15 protein-coding genes are annotated in these 24,946 nt (G+C 54.0%); 12 read left to right on the forward strand and 3 right to left on the reverse strand.

All coding sequences use genetic code 11. From position 1 onward, the window contains the following. The first annotated feature begins 89 nt into the window (after positions 1 to 89). Positions 90 to 2,225, forward strand: coding sequence for a transglutaminase-like domain-containing protein (locus LLG96_19510; GenBank protein MCE5252394.1), 2,136 nt, complete (start codon positions 90 to 92; stop codon positions 2,223 to 2,225). A 394-nt stretch (positions 2,226 to 2,619) separates the two neighbouring features. Continuing rightward, positions 2,620 to 3,033 (forward strand): hypothetical protein, encoded by a 414-nt coding sequence (locus tag LLG96_19515; protein ID MCE5252395.1) that lies wholly within the window; start codon positions 2,620 to 2,622, stop codon positions 3,031 to 3,033. Positions 3,034 to 3,174: 141 nt separating this feature from the next. On the opposite strand, the gene LLG96_19520 is transcribed toward LLG96_19515, so the two are convergent. Next, complete coding sequence (locus LLG96_19520) at positions 3,175 to 5,634, reverse strand: AsmA family protein (GenBank protein ID MCE5252396.1); 2,460 nt, start codon at positions 5,632 to 5,634, stop codon at positions 3,175 to 3,177. A 414-nt stretch (positions 5,635 to 6,048) separates the two neighbouring features. Between LLG96_19520 and LLG96_19525 the strand changes: the two genes are divergently transcribed. From LLG96_19525 to LLG96_19570, 10 genes are all read left to right on the forward strand, one after another. Continuing rightward, positions 6,049 to 8,661, forward strand: coding sequence for a GAF domain-containing protein (locus LLG96_19525; protein ID MCE5252397.1), 2,613 nt, complete (start codon positions 6,049 to 6,051; stop codon positions 8,659 to 8,661). Between the two features lie 33 nt (positions 8,662 to 8,694). Beyond that, positions 8,695 to 9,063 (forward strand): response regulator, encoded by a 369-nt coding sequence (locus LLG96_19530; protein ID MCE5252398.1) that lies wholly within the window; start codon positions 8,695 to 8,697, stop codon positions 9,061 to 9,063. 34 nt (positions 9,064 to 9,097) lie between these two features. Then, the gene (locus LLG96_19535; GenBank protein MCE5252399.1) at positions 9,098 to 10,120 is read left to right on the forward strand and encodes a galactose-1-phosphate uridylyltransferase; all 1,023 of its coding nucleotides are present in this window, start codon (positions 9,098 to 9,100) and stop codon (positions 10,118 to 10,120) included. A gap of 366 nt (positions 10,121 to 10,486) precedes the next feature. Next, entirely contained in the window at positions 10,487 to 12,628 is a 2,142-nt protein-coding gene (locus tag LLG96_19540; GenBank protein MCE5252400.1) for a glycoside hydrolase, read from the forward strand. A gap of 462 nt (positions 12,629 to 13,090) precedes the next feature. Then, positions 13,091 to 15,190, forward strand: coding sequence for a DUF1926 domain-containing protein (locus tag LLG96_19545; protein MCE5252401.1), 2,100 nt, complete (start codon positions 13,091 to 13,093; stop codon positions 15,188 to 15,190). Then, positions 15,190 to 16,908: a DUF1957 domain-containing protein gene (locus tag LLG96_19550; GenBank protein MCE5252402.1), complete on the forward strand. Its 1,719-nt coding sequence runs from the start codon at positions 15,190 to 15,192 to the stop codon at positions 16,906 to 16,908. The genes LLG96_19545 and LLG96_19550 overlap by 1 nt, the downstream gene beginning before the upstream one ends. A 131-nt stretch (positions 16,909 to 17,039) precedes the next feature. After that, entirely contained in the window at positions 17,040 to 17,927 is an 888-nt protein-coding gene (locus tag LLG96_19555) for a hypothetical protein (protein MCE5252403.1), read from the forward strand. 91 nt (positions 17,928 to 18,018) lie between these two features. After that, complete coding sequence (glgA, locus tag LLG96_19560) at positions 18,019 to 19,476, forward strand: glycogen synthase GlgA (GenBank protein MCE5252404.1); 1,458 nt, start codon at positions 18,019 to 18,021, stop codon at positions 19,474 to 19,476. Between the two features lie 79 nt (positions 19,477 to 19,555). Next, positions 19,556 to 20,116 carry a hypothetical protein gene (locus LLG96_19565; GenBank protein MCE5252405.1) on the forward strand — a complete coding sequence of 187 codons (561 nt, stop codon included), beginning with the start codon at positions 19,556 to 19,558 and terminating at the stop codon, positions 20,114 to 20,116. An 84-nt stretch (positions 20,117 to 20,200) separates the two neighbouring features. Next, positions 20,201 to 21,715: an ATP-binding cassette domain-containing protein gene (locus tag LLG96_19570; GenBank protein MCE5252406.1), complete on the forward strand. Its 1,515-nt coding sequence runs from the start codon at positions 20,201 to 20,203 to the stop codon at positions 21,713 to 21,715. 98 nt (positions 21,716 to 21,813) lie between these two features. On the opposite strand, the gene LLG96_19575 is transcribed toward LLG96_19570, so the two are convergent. Together LLG96_19575 and LLG96_19580 are read right to left on the reverse strand one after the other, a co-directional pair. Next, positions 21,814 to 22,965: a DJ-1/PfpI family protein gene (locus tag LLG96_19575; GenBank protein ID MCE5252407.1), complete on the reverse strand. Its 1,152-nt coding sequence runs from the start codon at positions 22,963 to 22,965 to the stop codon at positions 21,814 to 21,816. Between the two features lie 264 nt (positions 22,966 to 23,229). Next, entirely contained in the window at positions 23,230 to 24,672 is a 1,443-nt protein-coding gene (locus tag LLG96_19580) for a hypothetical protein (GenBank protein ID MCE5252408.1), read from the reverse strand. Between the last annotated feature and the right edge of the window lie 274 nt (positions 24,673 to 24,946).

Raw genomic sequence — 24,946 nt, forward strand, 5'->3', positions numbered from 1 at the left:
TACGTTCGCCTGATTCAACGGGCATATGGAAGCCATGTTCTTCATGACCGGCTCTGTTACCCGGCATGAGTGTTCCAGGGAGGTGCTTTATGGTTCGATTGATGACAGTTGTGAGTGTGTTCTGTATGGCGCTCTGTCTCATGGGTATGCCCGGTGCTGCCGAAATGGTGACGACACGCTGGGGAGGCGACGCGGCAGCAGTGTATGAAGAGGGCTTCATGCACATGCTCATGAAACATCAGGGCGGCGGAGTGAGCCTGTTCAACATGGATCTCGTCGAGAATGATGCCCCCGGCGCCGGGTTCAGCGAAAAAGGAGTGAGCAATGACTCCATCTGGGGAAAAAACCGCGCCCGGAAGATTTTCAATCTCGATGACCCGCGCGCCCACGGCGCATGGCTCGTAATCTATGTAAGCCGTCAGGGGAAAACCCCGCTCAGGTTTACGGTGAACGGCAGGCAGGGACAGTTCGACAACTGGGACCCCCGTACAAGCCATGAGAATTACCGCTGGACACGGTTTCCCGTGGATGCGCTCAAGAAAGGCCGCAACGTAGTCGATTTCTTCTGCCCCGAAGCTGCCGCCGAGGAAGAAGGGTGGTCGATCCAGATAGCGCGCGCCGATGAGTTCGAAGCAGGCGGCGGCGACCCGGCCAATGTCGGCAAGACGTCGTTCAAATCTGCCGATGGCGGCGAATCATGGAAGGAAAGCCCCTTCGGGCCGCTCGGTCAGACACGAGCAGAGTATACCATCCGGATCAGCCTCGACCGGTTCGTGAAAACGGGCTGGCTTGCATCGCCGGTCATCGACCTGTGGAAAGGCGATTCCGGCGAGCTCATCGTTCCTCTCCGCACGCTCAAGAAAACACGGATTGCCATTCAGTCCGCTGTGCCGGCCGGCAGTTCCATCGAATACTACATGCGCCGCGGAACCGCTCCGGGGCCTTCTTCGGATGCATGGGAACCATACGAGCTTATCGGAACCGGCGCTTCGGTGAATGCCGAGTTTGCCGAAGCCGATATCAACAGACGGTACATTCAGCTCCGCGCCGTACTCAAAACGGACAATCCGCTCGAAAGCCCCGTTGTACGGTCGATGAAAGTCGATGCCGAGCTTCTCGAGCTCGTCCCGCTCCACAAGAATCTCTATATCCTCGACTGCTGCAATCCCCCTGTTCAATACTCCTCGATCGACTGGGAGTGGGAAAAATGGGACAGGCCCGAATTCGCCGAGCTGAAAGCCCGTGAAAACCTCGACGAGCTTGTGGACGGCAGCCGCACCGAGTTCAATGCCCAGGTCAGGCTGCTCGACCATGTCACGAAACGGTGGCGTCACGGCAGCCCGCAGCCCGAATATCCCGGCTGGGACGCCAAAAGCATCCTCGACCGTATCGACAAGAACGGCGGCGGCGGTATGTGCATCCAGTTCAACAACGCCCTCGGCGGGCTGTGCATGGCGTATGGCTGGCAGGCGCGGCTGGTGAACTGCATCGGCCACGAGATCATCGAGGTGTGGAACGACGAGTTCGCCAAGTGGATATTCCTGGATGCCGATTACACTGACCACTACAACTACGACATCACGAACGGCGAGCCCCAGAGTATGCTCGATCTCCATCGTAAATTCCTCGATTACTATTTTCCCGACCGTCCCATTGACTGGATGACCGATACGATCAACTGGATGCCCCTCCGCGAAAACGATCCTCCGCCGGTCAAACGCGGTTCGCTCACCAACCACAAAAACGTGCAGCTCTCGGGATTCATCAACGCCGCGTTCATGCGCGTCGTTCCCCGGAACAACTGGTACGAGAAGCCGTATCCGCGCCCGCTCAATCACGGGCTCACCCAGTGGCCGTGGGACGGCTATGTGAACTGGTACGACGACCGGACGCCGCCCAAACGTCAGTATTCGTGGTTCACCGACCGACCTCGCGACCTGTGGCCCGATCTTAACACCGTCCACATCGATGCGACATCGAGCTTCGGCAGCGACCGTCTCTTCCTCCGGTTCGAGACCTATACACCCAATTTCAGCCATTTCGAGGTGAATGCCGATGACACCGGCTGGAAAAAGGTCGGGACCGACCGGTGGGTATGGTTCCTCCAGTCGGGCAGGAACACCCTCCGCGTCCGTGCGGTGAGCAAAGCCGGTGTCTGCGGAAAGCCGTCGGAAATCGTTCTCAACCACGCCGACTCGTACCTCGGCGCGTTCATGGACGAGTGACCGGGTGGCGTGTGTTTTATTGCTTCGGCGATTAAACAGTGATATCGGATGACGTCATGCCGAACTTGTTTCGGCATCTATTCCTGCTATTGGTATCATTATTTATCCGCCGGAGCAATAACCACAAAGTCACGAAGTCACGAAGGGAATAGGTATTTATAAATATTTACCTTAGTGTCTTAGGAGGGCTGTGAAAAAGTATATTTTTCACGAGCCCGATAATGAAATGTATTGTTTTGTTGCTGTCAAGGGCATGTAAATCGGCACTTCGTGCCGACCCTTGACAGCTTATATCCACACTTACAGACTTTATCACAAGACTTTTAGAGTCTTTGTGGTTCTCTATTTTTATTGTTTTATATCGATTGTGAACCAAAACAGAAAAGGAGCATACATGTCATCCGATATTCTGACCATCAAAGGCCGCAGCGAAACGGGGTATGGCATCTGCATCGATTCCGCCGAAAGCTGGATTGTGGCGATCAACAACGGCGGTCCTGACTCCGACCCCTCGAATATTGCCTTTTTCGGCGCGCACCCCAATACGGATGAGACTTTCATCCTCGTGACCGGGAAAGCCTGCATCGCCACCGCTCCCCATGACAATCCGGCGGGATTCAGCGTTATCCCTATGGAGACGGGTGTCTGCTATAACGTCCGACGCCGCACATGGCATTCGGTGATGATGCTTCCCGGCTCGAAGGTGGCCATCTGCGAAAACCGCGATCCCGTTGGCGACCGTCACACCCTCGGTACCGAAGACCGCGCACGGCTCGTAAAAGAGGCGATGGCGATATTGAAGGGGTGAAGGGGGAAAAACATCGATTTTTAAAGCTGTTTTGTTATTCCCCTCTCCTGGTTTCAGGAGAGGGGAAAGGAGCGAGGGTAAAAAGTGCTCGAATAACATGATACATTTCTTCGGAACAGAGAGGCACCAAACGGGGATTTATCACTTGAACAGTTTCTTGAGCAGTTTTTTCCCTTCCTTTTTGAGATTCTCGTCCTGCTTGTCGAGCATTTTGTTTGCCTCATCGAGGAGCTTGTCCTTCGCTTTTGCCTTTGCCTGCGAGGTGTCGATGGCAAAGGATGGCGACTTGAGGGTTCCGCCGGTCTTGATGAGTATCACCGGTGTTCCCGTTTCGTCCGCAAAAAGATCTGCGAGCTGCCCTATATTGTTCTTCTTCGCGAGTCCCGCGGCTTTCCCGTTGAGCCTGAACACCATGTCGTAATCGAGCGCCGTGTCGAACCCGACGCTGCCGGTGCATAGAAAAGCTCCGTACTCCGTGTTCGCCGTAAGGTTGTCGGTAAACACATGCCGGTCGGCGACCCTGAAAGAGGTGGCAATTCTATCGAAATCGACGGTGTCGAAGTTGAGAAACTTGATCGTGTCCCCGAGCTTCTTCGTGAAATCCCAGTTTTTGATGGAGCCGTTCTCCATCGAGAACATGCCCTGCCCGGTAAGGTTTTTGAGCATCGAGACAGAATCGAGCCCCGCGCCGCTGAACGAGAGCGAGCTCGACAGGCTCCCGCTGAAGCGATCCTCACTGATACCGAAGAACGACGAGAGGAACGCCCCGGCCTGGAAACCGGAGAGATCGAATTTCGACTCGTAGGTCGCGTCCCCTTCGGGCGTGAGCTTCAAAGCCGCGTTCCCCGCAAGCGTACCCTTGTACGCCTGCATGGCAAGGTCGGAGAGCCTGAATACGCCGTCCCTGATACTGACCCTGCCCTGGACGGATTCGCTTATGAGCTTGCCGAAGGTCACCTTTCCGAGCCTGATCGAGGTTTCGGCGCCGAGATTTGGAGGAATCGGGGCGTTTTTGATCGCCTGCTCCATCTGCCATGGTTTCGGTGTGGGGGTGGTCTTGTCGATGTAGACCATGTCGACGAGGTCGATGAGTTCCGAGGTCACCGCTCCCCTGAATTCGGCGTACACACCCTTTTTCGGCCATATCAGCACGGGATAGTCGGTGACAGTGCCGGTAAAGGCGAGTTCCGAAACTCCCGTTTTGAGGACGATACGGTCGATTGCGACCGAGGACGGCGATAGTGTGATTTTGCCGTCGATGAGCGCCGGGTGATTGAGCGCCTTGGGTATCCGCACCTCGATTCCCTTGAGGTTCATCCCGCCGGTAATCGCGACAGATTTCGGGTCCGATGGCGGCCCTTTCACCGTAAGCTTGAATTCCACAGCGCCCTTGAGACCGCTTCCGGCGAGCTGCGGGAGCGCATCGGCGACCTCTCCTATATCGACCGAGCCGTCCGCCGAAACCGCAAGCGAAGGCTTCCCGGCGTAATCGGCGATCGTTCCGGAGAGCGCGAACCGTGAGCCTCCTATTCGTGTCCTGATGTCCCTGAGAAAAATGTCTTTTTCGGTGAAGGCGATGCGGCACATGATTTCGTCGATGCTCTTCGGCAGACCCTTGTAGGACAGGCTCATGGAATCGACATCGAGATTTCCCTCGAACGTGATAACAGGTTTCGCGGGGGCGGTATCGACCAGACCTTTGACCGAAAGCGCATACGTTCCGCGTGCGGTCACCTTGTCTTTCTCCGGGAACACCGCTTTCGGGATGAGCGCGAGCATCTTTTCCGCTTCGTGTGTCCCCGTGGACAGCGAGAACGAGACTCTGGTCCAGCCGGTAACGTTCGCCGTAAGAGTTATCGGCATATCGCCGATTACCATGTCACCCTTCGTGAGCGACAGGTTCCCCGTGGTCAGGTCGCCGGTCACTATATGAACCAAGCTTATACCGAGCCCCTCAATGAGGGGGGGATTCCCGGATGCTCCGGTGCCGAACGCGATGTCCCCCGCTTTAAGAGCGCCGTCCGCCCGGAGATTTTTCAGGTCTCCGGAAACATCGACCGAGAGCTGGTAAGAGAGGTCTTTGACCGACAGCAGGGTACCGGCCTTACGGTTGTCGACCGTGATGGCGCCGTCATGGAGAGACAGCGACTTCATGCTTATGGGAAACGGCAGCGATGGAGGGCCTGCGGGCGTCGGTTCGGCTTTTTGGGAAGATGACGGCAGGTTTGAAGAGCCGTCCTTCCGGGTAATGAGCGTAACCGCCGGTTCGTCGATGGTTACGGAGGTTATTTCGATGTTCTTTTTCAGGAGGGCAAAGATATTTATCCGTGCTTTAACCGTTTTGACCGTAAAAAGCTGAGGCTCTCCCCCGCTGACTGCGCCGACGGTGAAATCGGATACCCTGACTGCCGGCATCCCCGCGAATGACAGGCCGACAGAGCCGACAGTAACCGGCATTTTCAGGGCGGATGACGCTTCTTTTTCAACGATGGCTCTGATCCGTTCCCCGGGGAACAGCAGAATTGCCAGAATAATGACGATTATAAAGACTCCGGCAAGACCGGCGATGATCCAGAGTGCGATTTTCAGATTTTTATTCATACCCGCTGTCCTCTTAGAAGTCTTGTGATAAAGTCTGAAAGTGCGGATATAAGCTGTCAAGGGTCGGCACGAAGTGCCGATCCCCGATTAATGATTCGGGGACAAGCTTACACGCCCTTGACAGCACCGAAACAACACATTTCGTCATGGGGCTCGTGAAAAATATACTTTTTCACAGCCCTCTTAGTTATTCACATTCTTCACCCTTTATAGTATATTATCTGTTGTTTTGACCGGTCAAGTGTTTTCGTGAAACGGTGATTGCACTCTCTGCACTTCTCCTGTATATTTCGTGGAGAGGCAAGGTTTTACCGGAGAACAAAGGTATATTGCCATGCCTGGTGCATAATAACCGTGGAATGAATCATTCCTGCTTCAGGGCGGTTTTGCGCGGGAATCAGAGAGGGATAAACAGTGGGTGAACTTCGGTTCCTCGTCATAGGTTCGGACAGCGCATTTAACGGGACGATAAAAAACCATATCGAGAGCCTGGGCCATTCCGTTCAGGTTTCAGACATTGATGCCATGAATTCCGATACTCTTCAGGCCTTTAATTCGGATAGCCTGATCGTTGATATAACGGATTCGGACAAGCGATGGCTCGAAATCCTGAAAACGATCGCGGAATCGGGAATTCATGCCCGTATAGTTGTTTATGGCGACGATAAAAATGAAAAGAAGGTTTTCAGCGAGATAGGCGGCGATGTATGCGCTTATCTGAAAAAGCCGTTCAACGGTGATGAGCTGACAGTTCTCATCAATAATATTTATGAAGTGTGTACGCTCAGAAGGGAAGTTACCGAAAAGGAAAAAAGAGTATCGTACCTTGAAATCATCAATGAAATTACCCGTCAGACACTCCTTACCGAACAGAGTGATGAGCTGTTATGGGTTATTGCGCGGAAAATTCAGGAAAAACTCACCATTTTCAATGTGAATATATTCATTGTTGACGATGTAACGAACACGATCGTATTGAAGGCTTTCGCCGGGGGATTCGGCGAAGACCTTGTTGTGGGTTATACCCTGAAAATGGGGGAGGGAATAACCGGCTGGGTCGCACAGAACCGTCAGAGCCTCAATTCCGGCAATGTGAAAAATGAACCGAGGCGCAAACAGGGATTTTCCTTTGAGGATACCATTCAGTCCGAACTGGCCGTGCCGATTATATTCGAGAATAAGGTTTTCGGCGTTCTCCATGTGGAAGACAAGAGAAAGGACGCCTTCACACGGTATGATGTCATGGTGCTCGAAACCCTCGCCGACCAGATATCCCTGACGTTCAAAAAAATGAAACTCTCCCGCGACCTGATGGATGCCTATGATCTCAGGGCTGCTGTCAATGATTCGCTCCCGGTTTCGATCCTCATTCTGAATAACGACCTGTTAATCGAATATGTAAACCAGACGTTCTGTGAAATCGGGGGACGGAATCAGGATGAGTTTCTCAATCAGCACATCGAACATGTTTTTTCCTGGGATTTGTCCCAGGCGATCAACCTGACCGGAGACCTGAAGCGGACGCTCGAAGAAGGCATCACCATAACTCATACCAATATACGGCATACATCGCCGAGTCATGGCGACAAGGTATTGAATTTTACCTTCGTCCGCGTCAGAACAGACCAGTCCCCCAAGGTCACGATCATCATACAGGATGTCACCGAGAATACGAAAAAAGCTTACCAGCTTTCGCTTCTCAGGGAAATATCCATCGCCATGCAGGGTGTTCTCGACCGCGACAAACTCCTCCATCTCATCCTGACCTGCGTCACAGCGGGATTTGCCATGGGATTCAACAGGGCGTTTATTTTTCTCACCGACGAGAAACATGAGGAGATTCGCGGGTACATGGGTGTCGGACCGACTTCGCATGAGGAAGCTTACAGAATCTGGGCCGAATTGAGCAGCAAACAGTTTACCCTCGAAGAGTATCTGCTCAATATTCACAAGGGTCATATTGTAAGGAGCGGGCTGCAGAACCTCGTTGAAAGCATTGTATTCAATCTGGCGCAGACAAAAAACATTCTGACCGAGACTGTTACCACGGGGAGTTATTTTCATGTCGTCAATGCCTGGCAGAATCCGCTCATTGACGAGGGCATGAAACGGCTGATCATCAGCAATGAATTCATGACGGTGCCGCTCATTGCGAAAAATCAGGTGATAGGCGTGCTGCTTGCCGATAACGCTTATTCCGGGAGACCGATTCTCCCCGAGGCGATCGAAGTGCTCACCATGTTCGCATCCCATGCGGGAGTCGCAATCGAAAATGCCCGGATTCTGCGCGATCTTGAGGCGAAGGTTAAAGAGCTCCGGGAAGCGTACATCGAGCTCGAAAAGACCCATGACATGCTTGTCCGTAATGAAAAATTAGCCGCGATCGGCGAGGTCAGCGCCCGTCTTGCCCATGAAATCAGGAATCCCCTTGCCACCATCGGGGGATTTGCCAATTCCATACCAAAGAAATACGAAGACCGGGATCGAACCATTCGAAACGCACAGATCATCGTCGACGAGGTAAAACGCCTGGAGAGCATACTCACCAATGTGCTCAATTTTTCCAAACCGAGTATTCCGAAAAAAACATCCAACGATCTCAATACGCTGGTCAAGGAAGCGCTCGGCGTGATGGAAGGCGACCTCGTTACAAACAATATTGTCGTTACACTCGTCCTTGCGGAGATGAATCTTGAAACAGAGCTCGATGCCTCACAGATCAAACAGGTGTTTATCAACGTCATGCAGAACGCAATCAACGCGATGTCGGGCGGAGGAGCGATTGAAATCATAACCGAAGCCAGCGGTAATGAAGTGATACTGGAAATCCGCGATACCGGAAAGGGTATTCCCGAACAGTATCTCAATGATATTTTCGAGCCTTTTTTCACCACGAGGGGTAACGGAACCGGTCTCGGGCTTGCTATCTCGAACCGTATCATTCAGAATCACCAGGGGCGGCTCGAGATCAGAAGCAAGGAAGGCAAGGGAACAACCGTCCGTATTGTGCTTCCGTTGAAATCCTGAGTGTTGCACCGTTTATATGAGGAGGTACAGGTCATGGCCAAGCAGAAAATTCTTGTCGTTGATGATGAAGTCAATCAGGCGCTCCTGTATGAGCAGGAGCTTATGGACGAAGGATATGAGGTCGAGCTGGCGAACTCGGGCAGGGAAGCGCTTGATAAAATCAAACAGAGCAGCTTCGATCTCGTGGTTCTCGACATAGGAATGCAGGAGATGGACGGGCTCGAGGCGCTCGGGCGGATGCTCAGTATCGACAACAAACTTCCGGTCATACTCAATACGGCATATCCCTCCTACAAGGATAATTTCATGAGCTGGGCGGCAGACGCCTATGTGGTCAAGTCTTCCGACCTTACCGAGCTCAAGACACGGATACGCGAGTCTCTCGCCAAGAAATCACAATAACACGACAATTCGGATATATACGACTGGAGGAAAAGTGTCAGAATTACGAAAAGACCCCGTGATCGGCAGGTGGGTGATTGTCGCCTCGGAGCGGGGGAAACGGCCCACGGACTTCGCTCCCGCGGCGCCGAAGGGTGAATCGGTCAGCTGTCCGTTCTGCGCGGGCAACGAGGGGATGACTCCGCCCGAAATCTATGCGGTCCGGCCCCCGGATACCCTTGCAAACACTCCCGGCTGGAACATCAGGGTTGTCCCCAATAAATTTCCTGCTCTGAGAATCGAGGGCACAGTCGATCGTGAAGGAATGGGAATGTTCGATAAAATGAGCGGCATCGGCGCCCATGAAATCATCATCGAAACACCCCGCCATGACGATCTTCTCCACAAGCGTTCGACCCAGAGCATCGTCATGCTTCTCGATACCTATCAGAAACGTATCGCCGACCTGAAACGGGACATCCGTCTCCTCTATGTCATGGTATTCAAAAACGAGGGCGAGCGCGCCGGGGCATCGCTTTCCCACCCGCATTCCCAGATCATCGCGACTCCGATTGTGCCGAAACGTGTCCGCGAGGAAGTGGAAGGTTCGCTCGAATACTACCGATACAAGATGCGGTGCGTTTTCTGCGACATAATCCGTGAGGAAAAGCGGTTCGGTTCGAGACTCGTGTACGAAAACGCCTCCTTCATTTCGATCTGTCCGTTTGCGTCGCGGTTTCCGTTCGAAATCTGGGTTCTGCCCAAACGGCACATGTCCGATTATATCAAGATGACCCAGCAGGAAATGCTCGAATTCGGCGAATGCATCGATTCGACCATCAAGCGGCTCGCGATTGCCCTCGGCGAGCCCCAGTACAACTGGATGCTTCACACCGAGCCGAATTCCAACGTTCCGCGGAATCCCTGGCCGGATATTTCCGAACACTATCACTGGCATTTCGAGATTATTCCGAAGCTTACGAGGGTTGCGGGATTCGAGTGGGGCACCGGATTCTACATCAATCCCACTCCTCCCGAGGATGCGGCGGAGTTTCTCCGTGAAGTCGATATATATTAAAACGAATAATTTGTAAATTTGAATTGTAATTTATTCTCATAAAAGATCCCCCCTGCCTTTCGGCATCCCCCCTTTCTAAGGGGGGAGATGATGTGGTTCCCCCTTTGTTTTATAAGGGGATACGGCGAAGCCGAGGGGGATCATGTAAGAGAAGGTATAACGTTATAGCACATTGTTATTATTGAGGTAATAAATTTCTCGCAAATACGTAAAAGAAATACAATTATTATTTATAAAGGTATATAAAAAATACTGATCCGTGGAAATCCGCCCGATCCGCGAAAATCCGCGTTCTATTGTAATTAATGAATAGATCGGGTTAAAAGATCAGGTCAACATGCGAACTCGAACCTTAACGGAGTTTTTGTGAAAGAACTGTACGTTTCCATATTATGGCACATGCACCAGCCCAATTACCGTGATCCGATCAGGGGGTATTACAGTATGCCGTGGGTTCGTCTTCACTCAACCAAGGCATATTATGACATGGCGGTTCTGGCCAGGAAATACCCCGAGATGGAGCTGACATTCAACCTGGTTCCGGCGCTCATCGAACAGTGCGAGGATTATGCCGGAGGCGCGGCGGATTACGAGCTCATGCTCTCCTCGAAGAATCCCTCCGATCTGACGGCGGATGAAAAAGAGGCCATTCTCAGCCGTTTTTTCCAGTCGAATCACGAGACCATGATAAAACCGCTGCCCCGCTACATAGAGCTGCTCCAGTACCGGGGAATATCCGGCACACGAAATGAAATCCAGCAGGCGCTCACCATGTTCGCGGCGCAGGATTATCTCGATCTTCAGGTGCTTTTCAACCTGAGCTGGTTCGGCTTTTCGATCCGCGAGGAAGACGCCGACATAAGGAAGCTCATCAGGAAAGGAAGATTCTTTACCATCGAGGAGCGTGACCTCGTTCTCAAAAAACAGGTGGAAACCATCGCCAGGCTCACTGTCCTCTACCGTGAGCTGTGGGACGCGAAAGCCATCGACATTACCGCGAGCCCGTTCTATCACCCCATACTCCCGCTGCTCTGCGATACGACCATAGCCCGTGAGGGCATGCCGGGATGCCGTCTTCCGCAGCAGCGGTTTTCTTTCCCCCAGGACGCCGCCCGTCAGGTTGACATGGCGCTCGATTATTTTGAAAAGATTTTCGGAAGAAAGCCCGAGGGGATGTGGCCGAGCGAGGGTTCGGTGAGCCCCGATGCCCTCGATATCGTCAGTAAATCTGGCATACGGTGGGTTGCGACCGACGAGAATATCCTGGCTAAATCGGTCAAGAATTTCAACCGGGGGAAAGACCTGTACCATCCCTGGGAGGCGCACGGTGTTTCGGTGTTCTTCAGAGATCATCACCTGTCGGACCAGATCGGTTTTGTGTACGCCCGTAACCCGGCGCAGGTCGCGGTCGATGATTTTGTGGGGCAGCTGAAGGCCATCGCCGCTTCAGCCGATGGTTCTCCGCGGTGTGTGAGCATTATCCTCGATGGCGAAAATGCATGGGAGACCTATCCCAACAGCGGCCAGGAGTTCCTCTCGAAGCTCTATGAGCAGATCATTGCTGAAAAGGCCCTGAAACCGATTTCATTCTCGAATTTTCTCAAAAAATTTCCGCCGCAATCGTCCATCAAGTCGATTTTCCCCGGCTCGTGGATAAACGGTAATTTCGATACATGGATCGGCGACCAGGAGGAAGTGGACGGCTGGGATGCGCTCAGGAATACGCGCGAGCTTCTCACCGCGAAGGGAAAGGCGCTCGACGAAGAAAAACGGAACGAGGCATGGCTCGAGATTTTCCGCGCCGAGGGTTCCGACTGGTTCTGGTGGTACGGCGAGGATCACACATCGCCCAACGATCCCGAATTCGACCGTCTGTTCAGGGCGCATCTCGAACGGGTGTATGACATTCTCGGCATCGAGTCGCCGCAGGAAATAACCGAGCCGATAATTAAGAAGCAGGTTATCCGCACCGACGTTGAACCCACCGGTTTCGTGACCCCGGTGATCGACGGCAGGGCGACGACGTTTTACGAATGGCTTTCGGCGGGCTGGCTGCCCACAACCGGGCCCGGAGGCGCCATGAGCGGCGGCGAATCGCTCGTCACGGACATCTACTACGGTTTCGACCTGGACTCGCTCTACCTGCGGCTCGATTTTGTCAAGCGCGAGGAGCCGTTGAACCTGGCGGACTGGTCGATGTCGGTCGTCATAACGGGTGACGAGAAATTCCGCATCGACTTCGAACTCGACGAACCCGACAACTACACTCTTTTCCGCGAATCCCAGGAAAGATGGATTCGCCGCGCCCGCCGGAGCGATGTTGCGGTGGACAAGGTCGCCGAGGTGGGAATTGCATACGCCGATCTCGGGATCAAAAGCGGGAAGCGGGTCGGATTTACCGTGATGCTGTTTGAAAAGGGAGTCGAGCGCGAACGCTGGCCCAGGGTCGGCCAGATATCCTTTGTCGTTCCGGACGAGGAATTCCAGTCGAAAATGTGGCAGGTGTAAACGATCTGTTGTGTATAAATATATCCGGTCATCCTGTTTTTCAGGCAGGGAAATTGAAAAGAATATCACCACGGAGACACGGAGGACACGGAGAAAAAAATCCGGATATGTTATTGTGTTATCTGGCTATTCAATCAGCGCAAAAAACTTACGTATGAGATGTAATTACACGTTAAAGTGTCATTCCCGTGAAAACGGGAATCCATCATCTGATGCTCATGACAGAGTGATGTTAATACTGGATTCCCAATTCACTTCGTTCTTGGGAATGACAATACTCGTACAATGAATTAGTGGTTATAAGCTCAATGAGTAACCAGATTCAATAATTTATGACAGCCCGCCTTTGTGCTTAAAATGGAGAGATTTTTATTTTTTTCCCTTGTGCCTTGTGCCTTGTACCTTATGCCTTATTTTTGAGTTGTGAACGCAACTATATCCCACACTTTCAGGGAACCGATCATGGAAAAAATCAAGTTTATCATTATCCTGCACAATCACCAGCCGGTGGGTAATTTCGACTGGGTGTTCAAAGATGCGGCCGAGGATGCATACGCGCCGTTCCTCGATGTCCTCGAACGCCATCCGGGCATCAGGGTCGGCATCCATACCACCGGTCCGCTCCTCGAATGGTTCGAGGAACAGATGCCCGGCTATCTCGACCGTCTTGCCGCACTCGTCGAAAAAGGGCAGGTGGAGATTATCGGCGGGGGATTTTACGAGCCTATCCTCTCCATCCTCCCCGACCGTGACAAGGCCGGACAGCTCGATATGATGAACCGGTGGGTGGAACGACGGTTCGGAAAAAGACCTGCGGGATGCTGGGTTGCCGAGCGCATATGGGAACCCGGTTTCGCGAGCGTTCTGGGCTCTCAGGGGCTCCTGTACACGACGCTCGACAACACCCACTTCCAGTATGCCGGAATCCCGGACGACCGTATCTGGGGATCGTATGTCACCGAGGACCAGGGCATTCCGCTCCGTGTCCTGCCGATCGATTACCTGCTCAGGTATTACATTCCCTTTCACGACCCGCAGGAGACCATCGACTACATCGGAAGCATGAAGGAAAAGGGAGCCACCGCGGTCACGTATGCCGATGACGGCGAAAAATTCGGGGTCTGGCCCGGCACGAAAATATGGGTGTATGAAAAGGGCTGGCTCGAACGGTTTTTCACCGCGCTCGAAGAAAACGCACACTGGATCGATATCGTTCTTCCCGGCGACTATGTGAGCGCTGAGCCGCCCCTCGGATCGGTCTACCTGCCGACCGCATCGTACAAGGAGATGTCCGAATGGTCGCTCCCCGTTGCTGCGCAGAAGGTTTTTCAGAGCACGGAGAAAGAACTCGAGGGCGACAAGCGTTTCGAGGCGATCAAACCCTTCATTCGCGGCGGTTTCTGGCGGAATTTCATTGCCAAGTACCCTGAAACCGACGCCATGTACCGCCGTATGCTCATCGTGAGCGAAGCGGTTGAGAAAGCCCGTGGCCGTGATGAACACGGCGAAGCGGTACGCGAGCTCTACCGTGGGCAGTGTAACTGCGGTTACTGGCACGGCGTATTCGGCGGCCTCTACCTCAACTTCCTGCGCCGGGCGATATACGAGCATCTTATCAAAGCCGAGAATCTCGTGAGAAAATCCGCTCCCGCTGCCCGGGTGACCGACTATAACGGTGATGGTTATGGGGAAGTGGTGCTCTCGAACAATGCCCTCTGTCTGTTCCTTGCTCCGCACGAGGGCGGCGCGGGACTCGAGTTCGACTCGTACAGGCGATCGTTCAACCTTTTCGACACCATGACCCGCCGCGAGGAGGCGTACCACAGCCTCATTCCCGCAGTCATCGAGGATGAAGACCCCGAAAAACACGCCTCGATCCATGACGGCATCAAGGCTAAGGACAAGAATATCCACCGGTATCTCCACTATGACTGGTACCGTCGTCTCAGTTTTGTCGACCATTTTATTCCGTCATGGGAGACCATCGATGCCTTTGCCGACTCAAAATACCGCGAATACGGCGATTTCGTCGCGCTTCCCTACGAGGTAGAGGAGGTTTCGGCAAAACCGTCACCCAATGTGCGCATGGCACGGTCGGGCGGGCTTCATTTTGACGGCTGTATGGTTCCGGTCAGGGTTGAAAAACGTATCGCGCTCCCCGGAAAGGGATCGTCCGTTACCGCCGCGTATTCCGTCCATGCCGCAAACACCATACAGGATGTGCTGTTCGGCGTCGAGATGAATTTCGGGCTCCAGAGCGGCAGCTCGGATGATTCGGGGATCACGATTCCCGGGCGGACGCTCGCCGATTCCTGCCTCGCATCGAAAGGCGAAGAGCCGGACGTTACGGAAATCACTCTGCGTGTCGGATGGATGCCTCTCACCGTGAAAATAACGTTCTCGAAACCCGCAAAGCTCTGGCGTCTGCCGATAGAAACGGTCTCCCAGTCCGAGGGAGGCGTGGAGCACAACTACCAGAACACCTGCATCGTCCCGCTCTGGAGCCTGCAAACCGGTGACAGCGGGCTGTTCGATGTCGAGATAACCATGGAGGTCAAATAATGGTAAAGGGAAAACTCGTTTTCGTACTGCACAGCCATCTGCCGTATGTCATCATGCACGGCAAGTGGCCCCACGGGATGGACTGGATCAACGAGGCTGCCGCAGAGACCTATCTTCCCCTCCTTCAGGTGTTCGAGAAGCTCGTTTCGGAAGGCATATCGCCGAAAATCACCATCGGCATCACACCGGTGCTCACCGAGATGCTCGCCGACGAAACATTCAAGGATGAGTTCACTGCCTATCTCGACCAGAAGATCGAAGCCGCCCAGATCGATGCCGGCGAGTTCTACCGGCTCGGAGACACCGCCCGTCACGACATCGCCCGCATGTGGGAGTCCTTCTACGGTGACATCAGGAGCTACTTTACGGAAACCCTCGGCCGCAACATTGTCGGGGCGTTCAAACGGCTGCAGGACAGCGGGCATATCGAGATCATCACCTGCGCCGCAACGCACGGCTACCTGCCGCTTTTAGGCGAAGACACCGCGGTGCAGGCCCAGGTCAAGCTCGGTGTCGATACGTACCGTCGGCATTATGGCCGTCAACCGCGCGGCATATGGCTTCCCGAGTGCGCTTACCGGCCGTCGTACGATTGGACTCCGCCGGTCGAGGGATTCGGCGGCCCGCGAAAACGCAAGGGCGTCGAGGAGTTTCTCAGCGAAAACGGCATCGAGTACTTCATCATCGATTCGCACCTTCTCAAGGGCGGAACGGCAATCGGTGTGTATCTCGACCGGTTCAGCGCTCTCAAACAGTTATGGACGAATTTCGAGAAACAGTACAAACCGATAGAAGAAGACACGACCAAAACTTCCCACCGTCTGTATTACGCCGCAAGCGTGGAGGGTAAAGCTCCGGTGACATTTTTCACCCGTGACCCCGACACCGGTCTTCAGGTGTGGAGCGGCGAGCACGGCTATCCCGGGGACGGCAACTACCTCGATTTCCACAAGAAACACTTTCCCGGCGGCCACCGTTACTGGAGGGTAACATCGGCAAAATCCGATCTCGCCGATAAGCTCGTGTACGAGCCGGAAGCGGTCGAAGCACACATCCGCGAGAACGCTTACCATTTCAAGAATCTCGTCCGCGACCTCTGCCGCGCCGAAGGCATGCATGACGGTGCTCCGCCGATAATATGCGCGCCGTTCGACGCCGAGTTGTTCGGGCACTGGTGGTTCGAAGGCCCGCGATGGCTGTATTCGGTTCTCAAGGAAGTTGCATCGGACCCCGAGCTCGAAGCCTCGACTATGGGCGAGTACCGTGACCGGTATCCCGCAATCGAGGTGGTCTCCCTTCCCGAGGGCTCGTGGGGCAAGGGCGGCTTTCACTGGATATGGCTCAACGACTGGACGAAGTGGACGTGGAAGCACATCTACGAGGACGAGCGTCTCATGGAGGATGCGGCGAAGAAATTCAGCGGGCGATCCGATGAACCGGTGGCATCGCTTCTCAAGCTCCTTGCCCGCGAGCTTGTGCTCCTCGAGAGCTCGGACTGGCAGTTTCTTATCAGCACATGGTCTGCCCGCGATTATGCGGAGATGCGGTTTTCGAATCATCATTCCGACTTTCTCAAGGTCCTTTCCCTCCTCAACAAGGCAGGTAACGGCGAAACCCTGACCTCTGCCGATCACGAGGCGGTGAAGGAGATTTCCGAGCGCGACAACCTGTTCAGGGATATCAATCCCGCGTGGTGGGCGAAGGTCGAATATCCGTGACAGACCGGTTTTTACCGGTATTTTTCAAATCCACTGGGGATTTATCGATATGTGCCATGAGATTCATCACGTGACGGGTGGTACGATTATCCTGATTCCGATACATCCGTGAAAACCGGAGGAGTCCGTTTATGCGGCTGCACAGCTCAAGTCTTGTCTTGCGATATCCTGTCGCTGCGTTTGTCATCCTTTCGTACGGACTCTCGTGGATTATCGTTTTTCCCGCTGTCATGGCTGTTCGCGACCAGGTGAATATCGCCGTTTTTTCGAACATTCCCGAAGGCCTGACCTTTCTTGTCCGGTTCGGCCCGCTTATCGCAGCGATCGTTGTATCCCTTCTTACGGGCGGGATTGACGGAATACGGAAACTCGCCGACCGGGTTCTGCACTGGCGCGTCGGGTTTCAATGGTACCTCATTGCGCTTGCGCTTCCCGCTTTTCTTGTGTATCACATCCATTTTCGCGACAAGCCTCTCGGTTTTGACAATACATGGATGCGTTATACTCCCGTCCTGTCGTTCACGTTTTTATCGAGCATGTTCATCGGGGGCGGACAGCAGCAGATCGGCTGGTGCGGATTTGCCCTGCCGAAACTCCTCGCCCGGACAGGCGCCCTTAAAGCGGGTATCGTTCTTGGCCTGTTCCAGTCCTTCTGGCATCTGCCGTACCTGTATAATTCGTGGGCTTACCGGGGAACGGCAATTTACGTAACTTCTTATGTGTCGCACATCATAGCCATAGCGGTTATCGGAACGTGGCTGTTCAACAGCTCCGGCGGGAGTGTGCTGATCGTTGCGCTGTTCAACGCGTCAATGAGCACATTCGGGAAATTCCTGACAGCGGAACCGTACAAGCTCGCCAATCCGTTTTCGCTCCTCGTCTGTCTGGAAATCGCCACAGTGATATTTCTCGTTGCCGTGTTCGGCTCGAAGCACCTGTCCCGCAGCCCGGCGTTCAGCATCGTTTCGATCCCGCATGACAGTGAAAGAACACTCGTCCATCCGGTACGAGATGAATGAATACACCGGAGAGATGCGAAAAGAAGAGGGAATCGGCAGTATATGACGGTCTGACAAATGTATCGCATGTGTGTGCCGACAGGAGCCATATATGACCATAGTGTTCGCAGCATCCGAGATGGTGCCCTTCTGCAAGACCGGCGGTCTTGCCGATGTGATCGGCGCCCTTCCTTCCGGGCTTGCGGATTTGGGGCACGATGTCCATGTCATGCTGCCGGGATACCGCGTCATCGATAAATCGAAGTATTCCTTCCGCAGACATGCGGGAACCCCGGTCATACCGGTGGGAAACCGTCACATGCCGCTCGGTATTTCCACTGCGAAGTATAACAGGGTCGCCGTCCACCTCCTCGAAAACGACGAATATTTCAACCGGGCAGGACTCTATGGCGATGAAAACGGCGATTACGGCGACAACGGCGGGCGTTTCATCTTCTTCTCGCGGGCAGTGATCGAAGCCATGAAACACCTCCGGATACGGCCGGACATCATCCATGCCCACGACTGGCAGGCGGGTCTGGTCATTGCATATCTTAAAACCGTGTACCGCAACGACCCGTTTTTCGGGAATACCGGCTCGCTGTTCACCATCCACAACCTCGGCTACCAGGGACTTTTCCCTTACGATGTCTTCGCTCAAAGCGGAATCCCGCCTGTTGAATACCACTGGACAAAGCTCGAATTTTATAACAAGGTTTCGTTTATCAAGGGCGGGATAGTCTATGCCGATGCGGTATCGACAGTCAGCGAAACCTATGCGGACGAGATTACCGGCAGGGAGCTCGGATTCGGTCTCGACGGTCTGTTCACTTCCCGGAAACACGATCTGTACGGCATCGTCAACGGCATCGATTACGAGGTATGGAATCCTTCCACCGATGCGGGTATTCCCGCACGGTACAGCCCGGAAAATCTTTCGGGGAAAGAAATCTGCCGCGACGGTCTGCTCAGGGCATGCGGTCTTAAAGCCGGGAAAACAGTCCCGGTTGTTGCCATGATCTCACGGCTCGACGACCAGAAGGGATTCGATATCCTTGAATCCTCGGTGGGGAAACTCATGAATTTCAACATCCGGCTCGTGATACTCGGCACGGGAACGAAAGACCATCAGGAAACGATGATACGGCTTACCGAGCGGTATCCCCGTCACATCCATATTGCGCTGATGTTCGACAACAGCCTTGCGCACCTCATATATGCCGGAGCGGATGCGTTTCTCATGCCGAGCAGATACGAGCCGTGCGGGCTCGGACAGCTTATCGCCATGCGGTACGGTACCCTGCCGGTGGTGCGCGCGACTGGAGGTCTCGCCGACACGGTCATCGATGAGGACAGGTATCCGGGCAGCGGTACCGGCTTTTCGTTCGGAAATTACTCTTCCGACGCGCTCGTCGACGCGGTATCGAGAGCGGTGCGCATGTTCCGCTCCCCGGGACGCCAGCGGTGGCAGGAGACGGTAAAGCGGGCGATGACCGCCGATTTTTCCTGGAAAAAATCCGCCGTTTCTTATCAGACTCTCTATGAACGCATCCGAAACTCTCGGTGCTGATGAAATGTCTTAACATCAGATGGTTCGGAAAGCGAAAGTTACCGGAATATCCGGTGCCAGTACAAGCGAGGTGATCACCATGTCAGCAGCAGGCCGTTTCTTCCTGATTCCGGCTCTGAGCGTTGTCATCGTTTTCCTGACGGGATGTTCGTCGTTTCAGATTGTGAATGAGCGTGCGGTTACCCTTGAGGAGATAGTGAAGATGTCCCAGGCCGGTGTCGGTAAAGACGTTATTATCAGCCAGATCGGAGCGACTCATTCGAGATTCAGGCTGACCTCCGACGAAATCGTGAAACTCACGGAAGCAGGGGTAAACGAGGAAATAATCGAAACCATGATCGAAACCGGCGCCCGGCCGGAACCGTACGGGTGGGAATACTCCACGGGACCGTTCGATAACTGGGTGAATAACTGGGATTATTATGGTTATGGCTATCTGCACCCGTATGATTATTACTACCCGTATTACAGCTCTTATTACTACTATTCGCCCTATGTGATGTACCGCTCGCCGGGGCTTGTCGGCCGTTTTTACCGTTACAGCCCCGTTCAGCCGCCCTCCAGGCGCTATAACAGGGAGAGCATGGAGCGCCGGTACCGGAGAGATGACAGTACGCAGGAAAAAGAAGATGACCGCTGACACCAGACCCGGAGCGGATGGTTTCTGTGACGGGTTTTCCGTCATGATGCCCCGTAAACCGGAACCCGCGCATTCTCAGGCAGTATGATTACCGTTACCGACCTCACATTCGCGTATCCGGGGCAAAGTCCGGTGTTGAATTCCATCGGTTTCAGCATTCTCCCCGGAACCCATGTGGCTGTTTTGGGGCCGAACGGCTCGGGCAAATCGACGCTCGCGCTCATCCTCAAGGGTCTCCTTCGCCCGTCCTCGGGAACTGTGACCGTGGATGGTTTCTCGCCCGACAGCGAATCCTCGCGGTTCGAGATCATGAAGCGTGTCGGCCTCGTTTTCCAGAATCCCGATAATACCATTGTCGCCACGACGGTGGAACGTGAGCTTGCATTCGGACTCGAAAACATGGGTGTCCCGCCGGACGAAATGGCGCGCCGTGTTGACGAAGCCCTCACGAAATTCGACCTTGTACACTACCGTCACGCGAACCCCTCGAACCTCTCCGGGGGCGAGAAACAGCGGTGTGCGCTTGCCGCGGTCATGGTCATGGAGCCCGCCCATCTCATACTCGACGAACCCACATCCCTGCTCGATCCCTGGAACCGTGCGCGCCTGCTTCGTACCATCCACGAAACCGCAGCCGGCGGCTCGACTGTCATTCATATAACACCGTTTTTCGAGGAGGCGCTGTCTGCCGACCGTGTGATTATCCTCGATGAATCGGGCATCTGCATGGACGGCTCTCCCGGCGAAGCCCGCGGTCTGGCTGGCCGGTTCAGAACATGCAGTCTCTGCGGCATGCACGGCGAAGCACAGGAAGGATTCAGTGAAAACGGCGGAAGCGTTCTTCCAGGCGGAACCACGGAAAGAAGACCGGAAGACCGGTCTTCCCGCACCATCATGAGCCTGCAAAGCATCACGTACACCTATGACAGGGGAAGCCCCTCGGAGAGTACGGCGCTCCACGGGATCACCATGAACCTTCCCGCCGGAACGGCAACGGTGCTGCTCGGCCCTTCCGGCTCGGGTAAATCGACGCTTCTCGAAATCGCTGCGGGAGTGATCGCTCCCACGGGCGGGAGCGTTTGTCCCGATGGCAATCCCCTTCGCGCGATGGCGTTCCAGTTCCCCGAGGATCAGATGTTCGGCGATACCGTCGGTTCCTATGTGGCTTTCGGTCCCCGGAATACGGGAATTGCGGAGGAAGAGCTCCCCGCTGTGGTAGACCGGGCGCTCGAATCGGTCGGCCTCGATCCTTCGATCTATGGCAGCCGCGACCCGGAGTTTCTCTCGGGCGGTGAAAAACGCCGCGCCGCTCTGGCGGGGGTTCTTGCCATGAATCCCGATGTGCTCGTGCTCGACGAGCCGATAGCGGGGCTCGACCGCTGCGGCATGGAACAGGTCACGGAATTTCTGAGGGGATATATCGACAGCGGCGGCACGCTCCTGTTTTCGACGCACGATTTCGAGACGGCGTGGTGTCTCGCCGATTATGCCGCGGTGCTCTGCAAAGGCCGCATCGAGACAGCCGGGCCTCTCGAACGGGTTTTCAGCGAGTCGGAATGGCTGAAACGGCTTGAAAGCGGGCCGGAGTCAAATAAGTAACCATAAGTCCCGCATCAAGTATTACGGTCTGATTACTGGCAAGTAAAAAAAGGGACGGTAAAAACACCGTCCCCTTTTTAGTATATGGTCTGATAGTGTTACTTCTTCGTCAGGGCGCCGACAAGATACCGGTAGAGCAGCGGCATGTCCTCGTCAGTCGCACAGGTGATGAGATTCCTGTCCTGAAAGACAGGTTCGAGGACGGGAGTTCCCCCGGCGTTCTTGATATCGTTCTGCATTCCCCATGTCGTGGCGATCTTGTATCCCTTGCAGATGTCGGCGGAGATAAGCGCGGTATGCCCCCAGTTGATGGATGCGACGAGCGTACCCTCCTTGAGCTTCCTCGATACGAACTGGAGCACATCGGGATTTCTGCGATAGGTGTCGGCAGCCCAGTGGCTTATCAGGATGATGGCGTCGAACTTCTCCATGAAGGCGTCCTGTGCCCGCATGTCGGCCTTGATTTTTCCGCCGCCGCGGTATTCGCTGTATTCCCCCTCCGCGCTCGCGATGTATACGATATCGGCGCCGTTCTGGCGGAGCCTTACCATGGGGTATTTAGCCTGGTCATAGTCATACCGGTTATCGAAGATGATTCCGATCCGTTTCCCCTTGAGATACTGATCGCTGATGTGGGCTTTCGATGCCTGTTCGCCGCCGTTGAACCAGTTGATTATGGCATCGAGATAGGGGCCGTTGTCCTGCGGGCCGATGGCGGTTATGATATTGCCGTCGATCTGGGGAGCAGTGTCGTGAAATATGGCTCCGGCGTTTTTGAACTCGATGGAGCGGGGGATGTTACCGGTAATATTTTTCCCGCGGAGGAGGTCGGCGGTCACCAGCACGCAGACACCATGGCAGATGGCAGATACCATGCCGTTACGGCTGTTGACATCCCTGATGATGCTGATCACGTTTTTGTCTTCGCGTATTTCGAGCGGGCTGAAGCCGCCGATGACCACAAATCCGTCCCACTTTGTCTTGAGCGCCGCTTCGGGAGTCATATCGGTTTTCATGGAGTGGAACTCACGGTTTACCACGGGATAGTGGCTCACGATTTTTACATCGGCGCCCGCCTCTCTGAGCCGTAAGGGAGTATACCATGCCTCGTCTATCTGGTACTGCGGGTCGAGAAAGATGGCTATCTTTTTCCCCTCGAGCGGGGCCGGATATTGCTGCGCAGTAACTGCAGGTACAACAGTCAGCATTGCACATATGACAACAAGGAACATTACAGCGGCTTTTTTCATGACTCTCTCCTTTAACCTTTTAAATGTGCAGTGATTCATGCTAGACAAATTTAAAATAATATATATCACACTGAAAATTGTGTTTTTTTTACAGATGTATACAATCCTGATTATTCAAAAAAATATTTCACCACGAAGACACCGAGCAAGGGTAATTCATGAATTACCCCGGCAATGTTACATCGGTCAGGTACGAAAACAAATCCGCGTCAATCCGTGTTTTATGAGATTTTTTTTGAGCCCGGGATAAAAAAGGCATGTCCCTTATTCCCTTCGCTCCGATTCCGGGATATGGACATAATATATCCCCGGCCGTCTCATCTCGATGTTGTACCACGACCCCGATTCCGGCGTGGCAAATCCGCCGTTGGCATAAAAGAAGAGAGACTCCCCCTTTTCGTCCATCTCGATTCCGTAGGGTCTCACCGCGCCGTACCCGTACTTTTTCAGGTAGTAGTCGTAGATGAACGCGATGACTTTTTTCCTGTTCGTTTTCGTATCGAACTGGACGATGGGCGTACCCTGACCGTACTGGTACCCGATGCCGGGAATATAATAGAAATACCGCCCGCCGGGACTCATGGTCACGTTCGCGGTATAGTAGCCTTCTTTGCCCCAGTTCTCGCAGACATACTCGGTCCTGTCCTGTTCGGGGAAAAATTTGAAGACTGTGCCGAAGTTGTCGAAACACCAGAAAGCGCCGTCCCCGTCCTTCCGCTCGGTGTGAGCGCGGCAGTCTCCGCGTTTCCCCGTTTTCGGGTTGACCGGAACGGCCGCTTTCATGCGGATGAACTCGTTGTTACGGCGTTTGTAGCAGACGAACTGCTTTTCATTCGAGGCGGAATCGGTCGCGTAGATGTTCCCGGTATCCCTGTCGATCAGAATGCACCGGGCGTACCACCGTATGCTGTCGGGAGGGGCACCGCCGTAGACCATTCTCCCTTCCTTTGTATCGTACACAATGACCTGGTCGCCGGTGTGGTCGACACCGAAGAGAAGATTCCGGCTGTGGTCGCAGTTATGGTAGGGCCAGCTCGCCCCTTCGAGCGGAATGCCGAGGTTTTCCGATTTTCCCGTGAGGCAGTTGTAGTGAATCAGCCAGCTTCCCTTGTACACATGATCCCACTCCCACGATGACGGTCCGGGGCCGAAATAGGTGAGCACCCACGTGTCACCTTCGGGGCTGAAATCGATGTCGCCGTGAATCTTGCCGTCGGCGAAGTCATCGGGCAGCCAGCCGCAGAGAATTTTCGCGCTCAGCACAATCTTCTGTGTTTTTGCCTTCGGATCGTACCTGATGATATATGTTTCCGCGCCGTATGAGAGGTGGTTCGAGATGGAAAAGTAAAAACAGCTGTCCGGGCCTTTTGTCACATCACCCCAGCCTCCCCATGCGCCGCCGGTCTTGCGGGCGAGATGGTATGGCAGGTATTCCGGTTCGAGCCCCTGGATGACCGCGAATTCGACGACCGGGGGCGTCTTCGCCACATCGAAATCGACGATGTCCTCGTAATTATCGGGGATTTTCAGAAAATCGGCCGATGTGTCGGTCAGCATTTTCCCCGAGTGACGAATGTTGAGCTTGTCGTACTTTTCCTCCCATGCCCGCTGCTCGTCACGGGTCGTCGGTCGTGTGACCTGTGCGGAAAGCGGAGAGACTGTGATTACGGCGACAAGGAGAAAAAACAGAAACCGTGTTATCTTCACAATGGTACCTCCCATAAACCCGGATAATAATGATATTTACAAAAATACAAATCCCGTAATCCCTTGTTATATATGGATAAACAACATTATCCGGTTATCCAGTTTAATAAGCATAAAAACTTTTTTAATCAGAATTGATAATCACTTCCGATAGTATGTGATCCCCCCTGCCTGCGGCATCCCCCCTTTTAAAGGGGGGAGCGGCTTTTTAGGGCACTTTCTTCATCCCCCTTTCTTTTAATAAGGGGGACACTGTCAAGTCCTAAAAAATGTT

This window comes from bacterium (assembly GCA_021372535.1).
Taxonomy (GTDB): domain Bacteria; phylum Latescibacterota; class Latescibacteria; order Latescibacterales; family Latescibacteraceae; genus JAFGMP01.

Coding starts and splice junctions, on each gene's coding strand:
- LLG96_19510 (MCE5252394.1), top strand. CDS start 90: ATGGTTCGATTGATGACAGTTGTGAGTGTGTTCTGTATGGCGCTCTGT.
- LLG96_19515 (MCE5252395.1), top strand. CDS start 2,620: ATGTCATCCGATATTCTGACCATCAAAGGCCGCAGCGAAACGGGGTAT.
- LLG96_19520 (MCE5252396.1), bottom strand. CDS start 5,634: ATGAATAAAAATCTGAAAATCGCACTCTGGATCATCGCCGGTCTTGCC.
- LLG96_19530 (MCE5252398.1), top strand. CDS start 8,695: ATGGCCAAGCAGAAAATTCTTGTCGTTGATGATGAAGTCAATCAGGCG.
- LLG96_19545 (MCE5252401.1), top strand. CDS start 13,091: ATGGAAAAAATCAAGTTTATCATTATCCTGCACAATCACCAGCCGGTG.
- LLG96_19550 (MCE5252402.1), top strand. CDS start 15,190: ATGGTAAAGGGAAAACTCGTTTTCGTACTGCACAGCCATCTGCCGTAT.
- LLG96_19555 (MCE5252403.1), top strand. CDS start 17,040: ATGCGGCTGCACAGCTCAAGTCTTGTCTTGCGATATCCTGTCGCTGCG.
- glgA (MCE5252404.1), top strand. CDS start 18,019: ATGACCATAGTGTTCGCAGCATCCGAGATGGTGCCCTTCTGCAAGACC.
- LLG96_19565 (MCE5252405.1), top strand. CDS start 19,556: ATGTCAGCAGCAGGCCGTTTCTTCCTGATTCCGGCTCTGAGCGTTGTC.
- LLG96_19570 (MCE5252406.1), top strand. CDS start 20,201: ATGATTACCGTTACCGACCTCACATTCGCGTATCCGGGGCAAAGTCCG.
- LLG96_19575 (MCE5252407.1), bottom strand. CDS start 22,965: ATGAAAAAAGCCGCTGTAATGTTCCTTGTTGTCATATGTGCAATGCTG.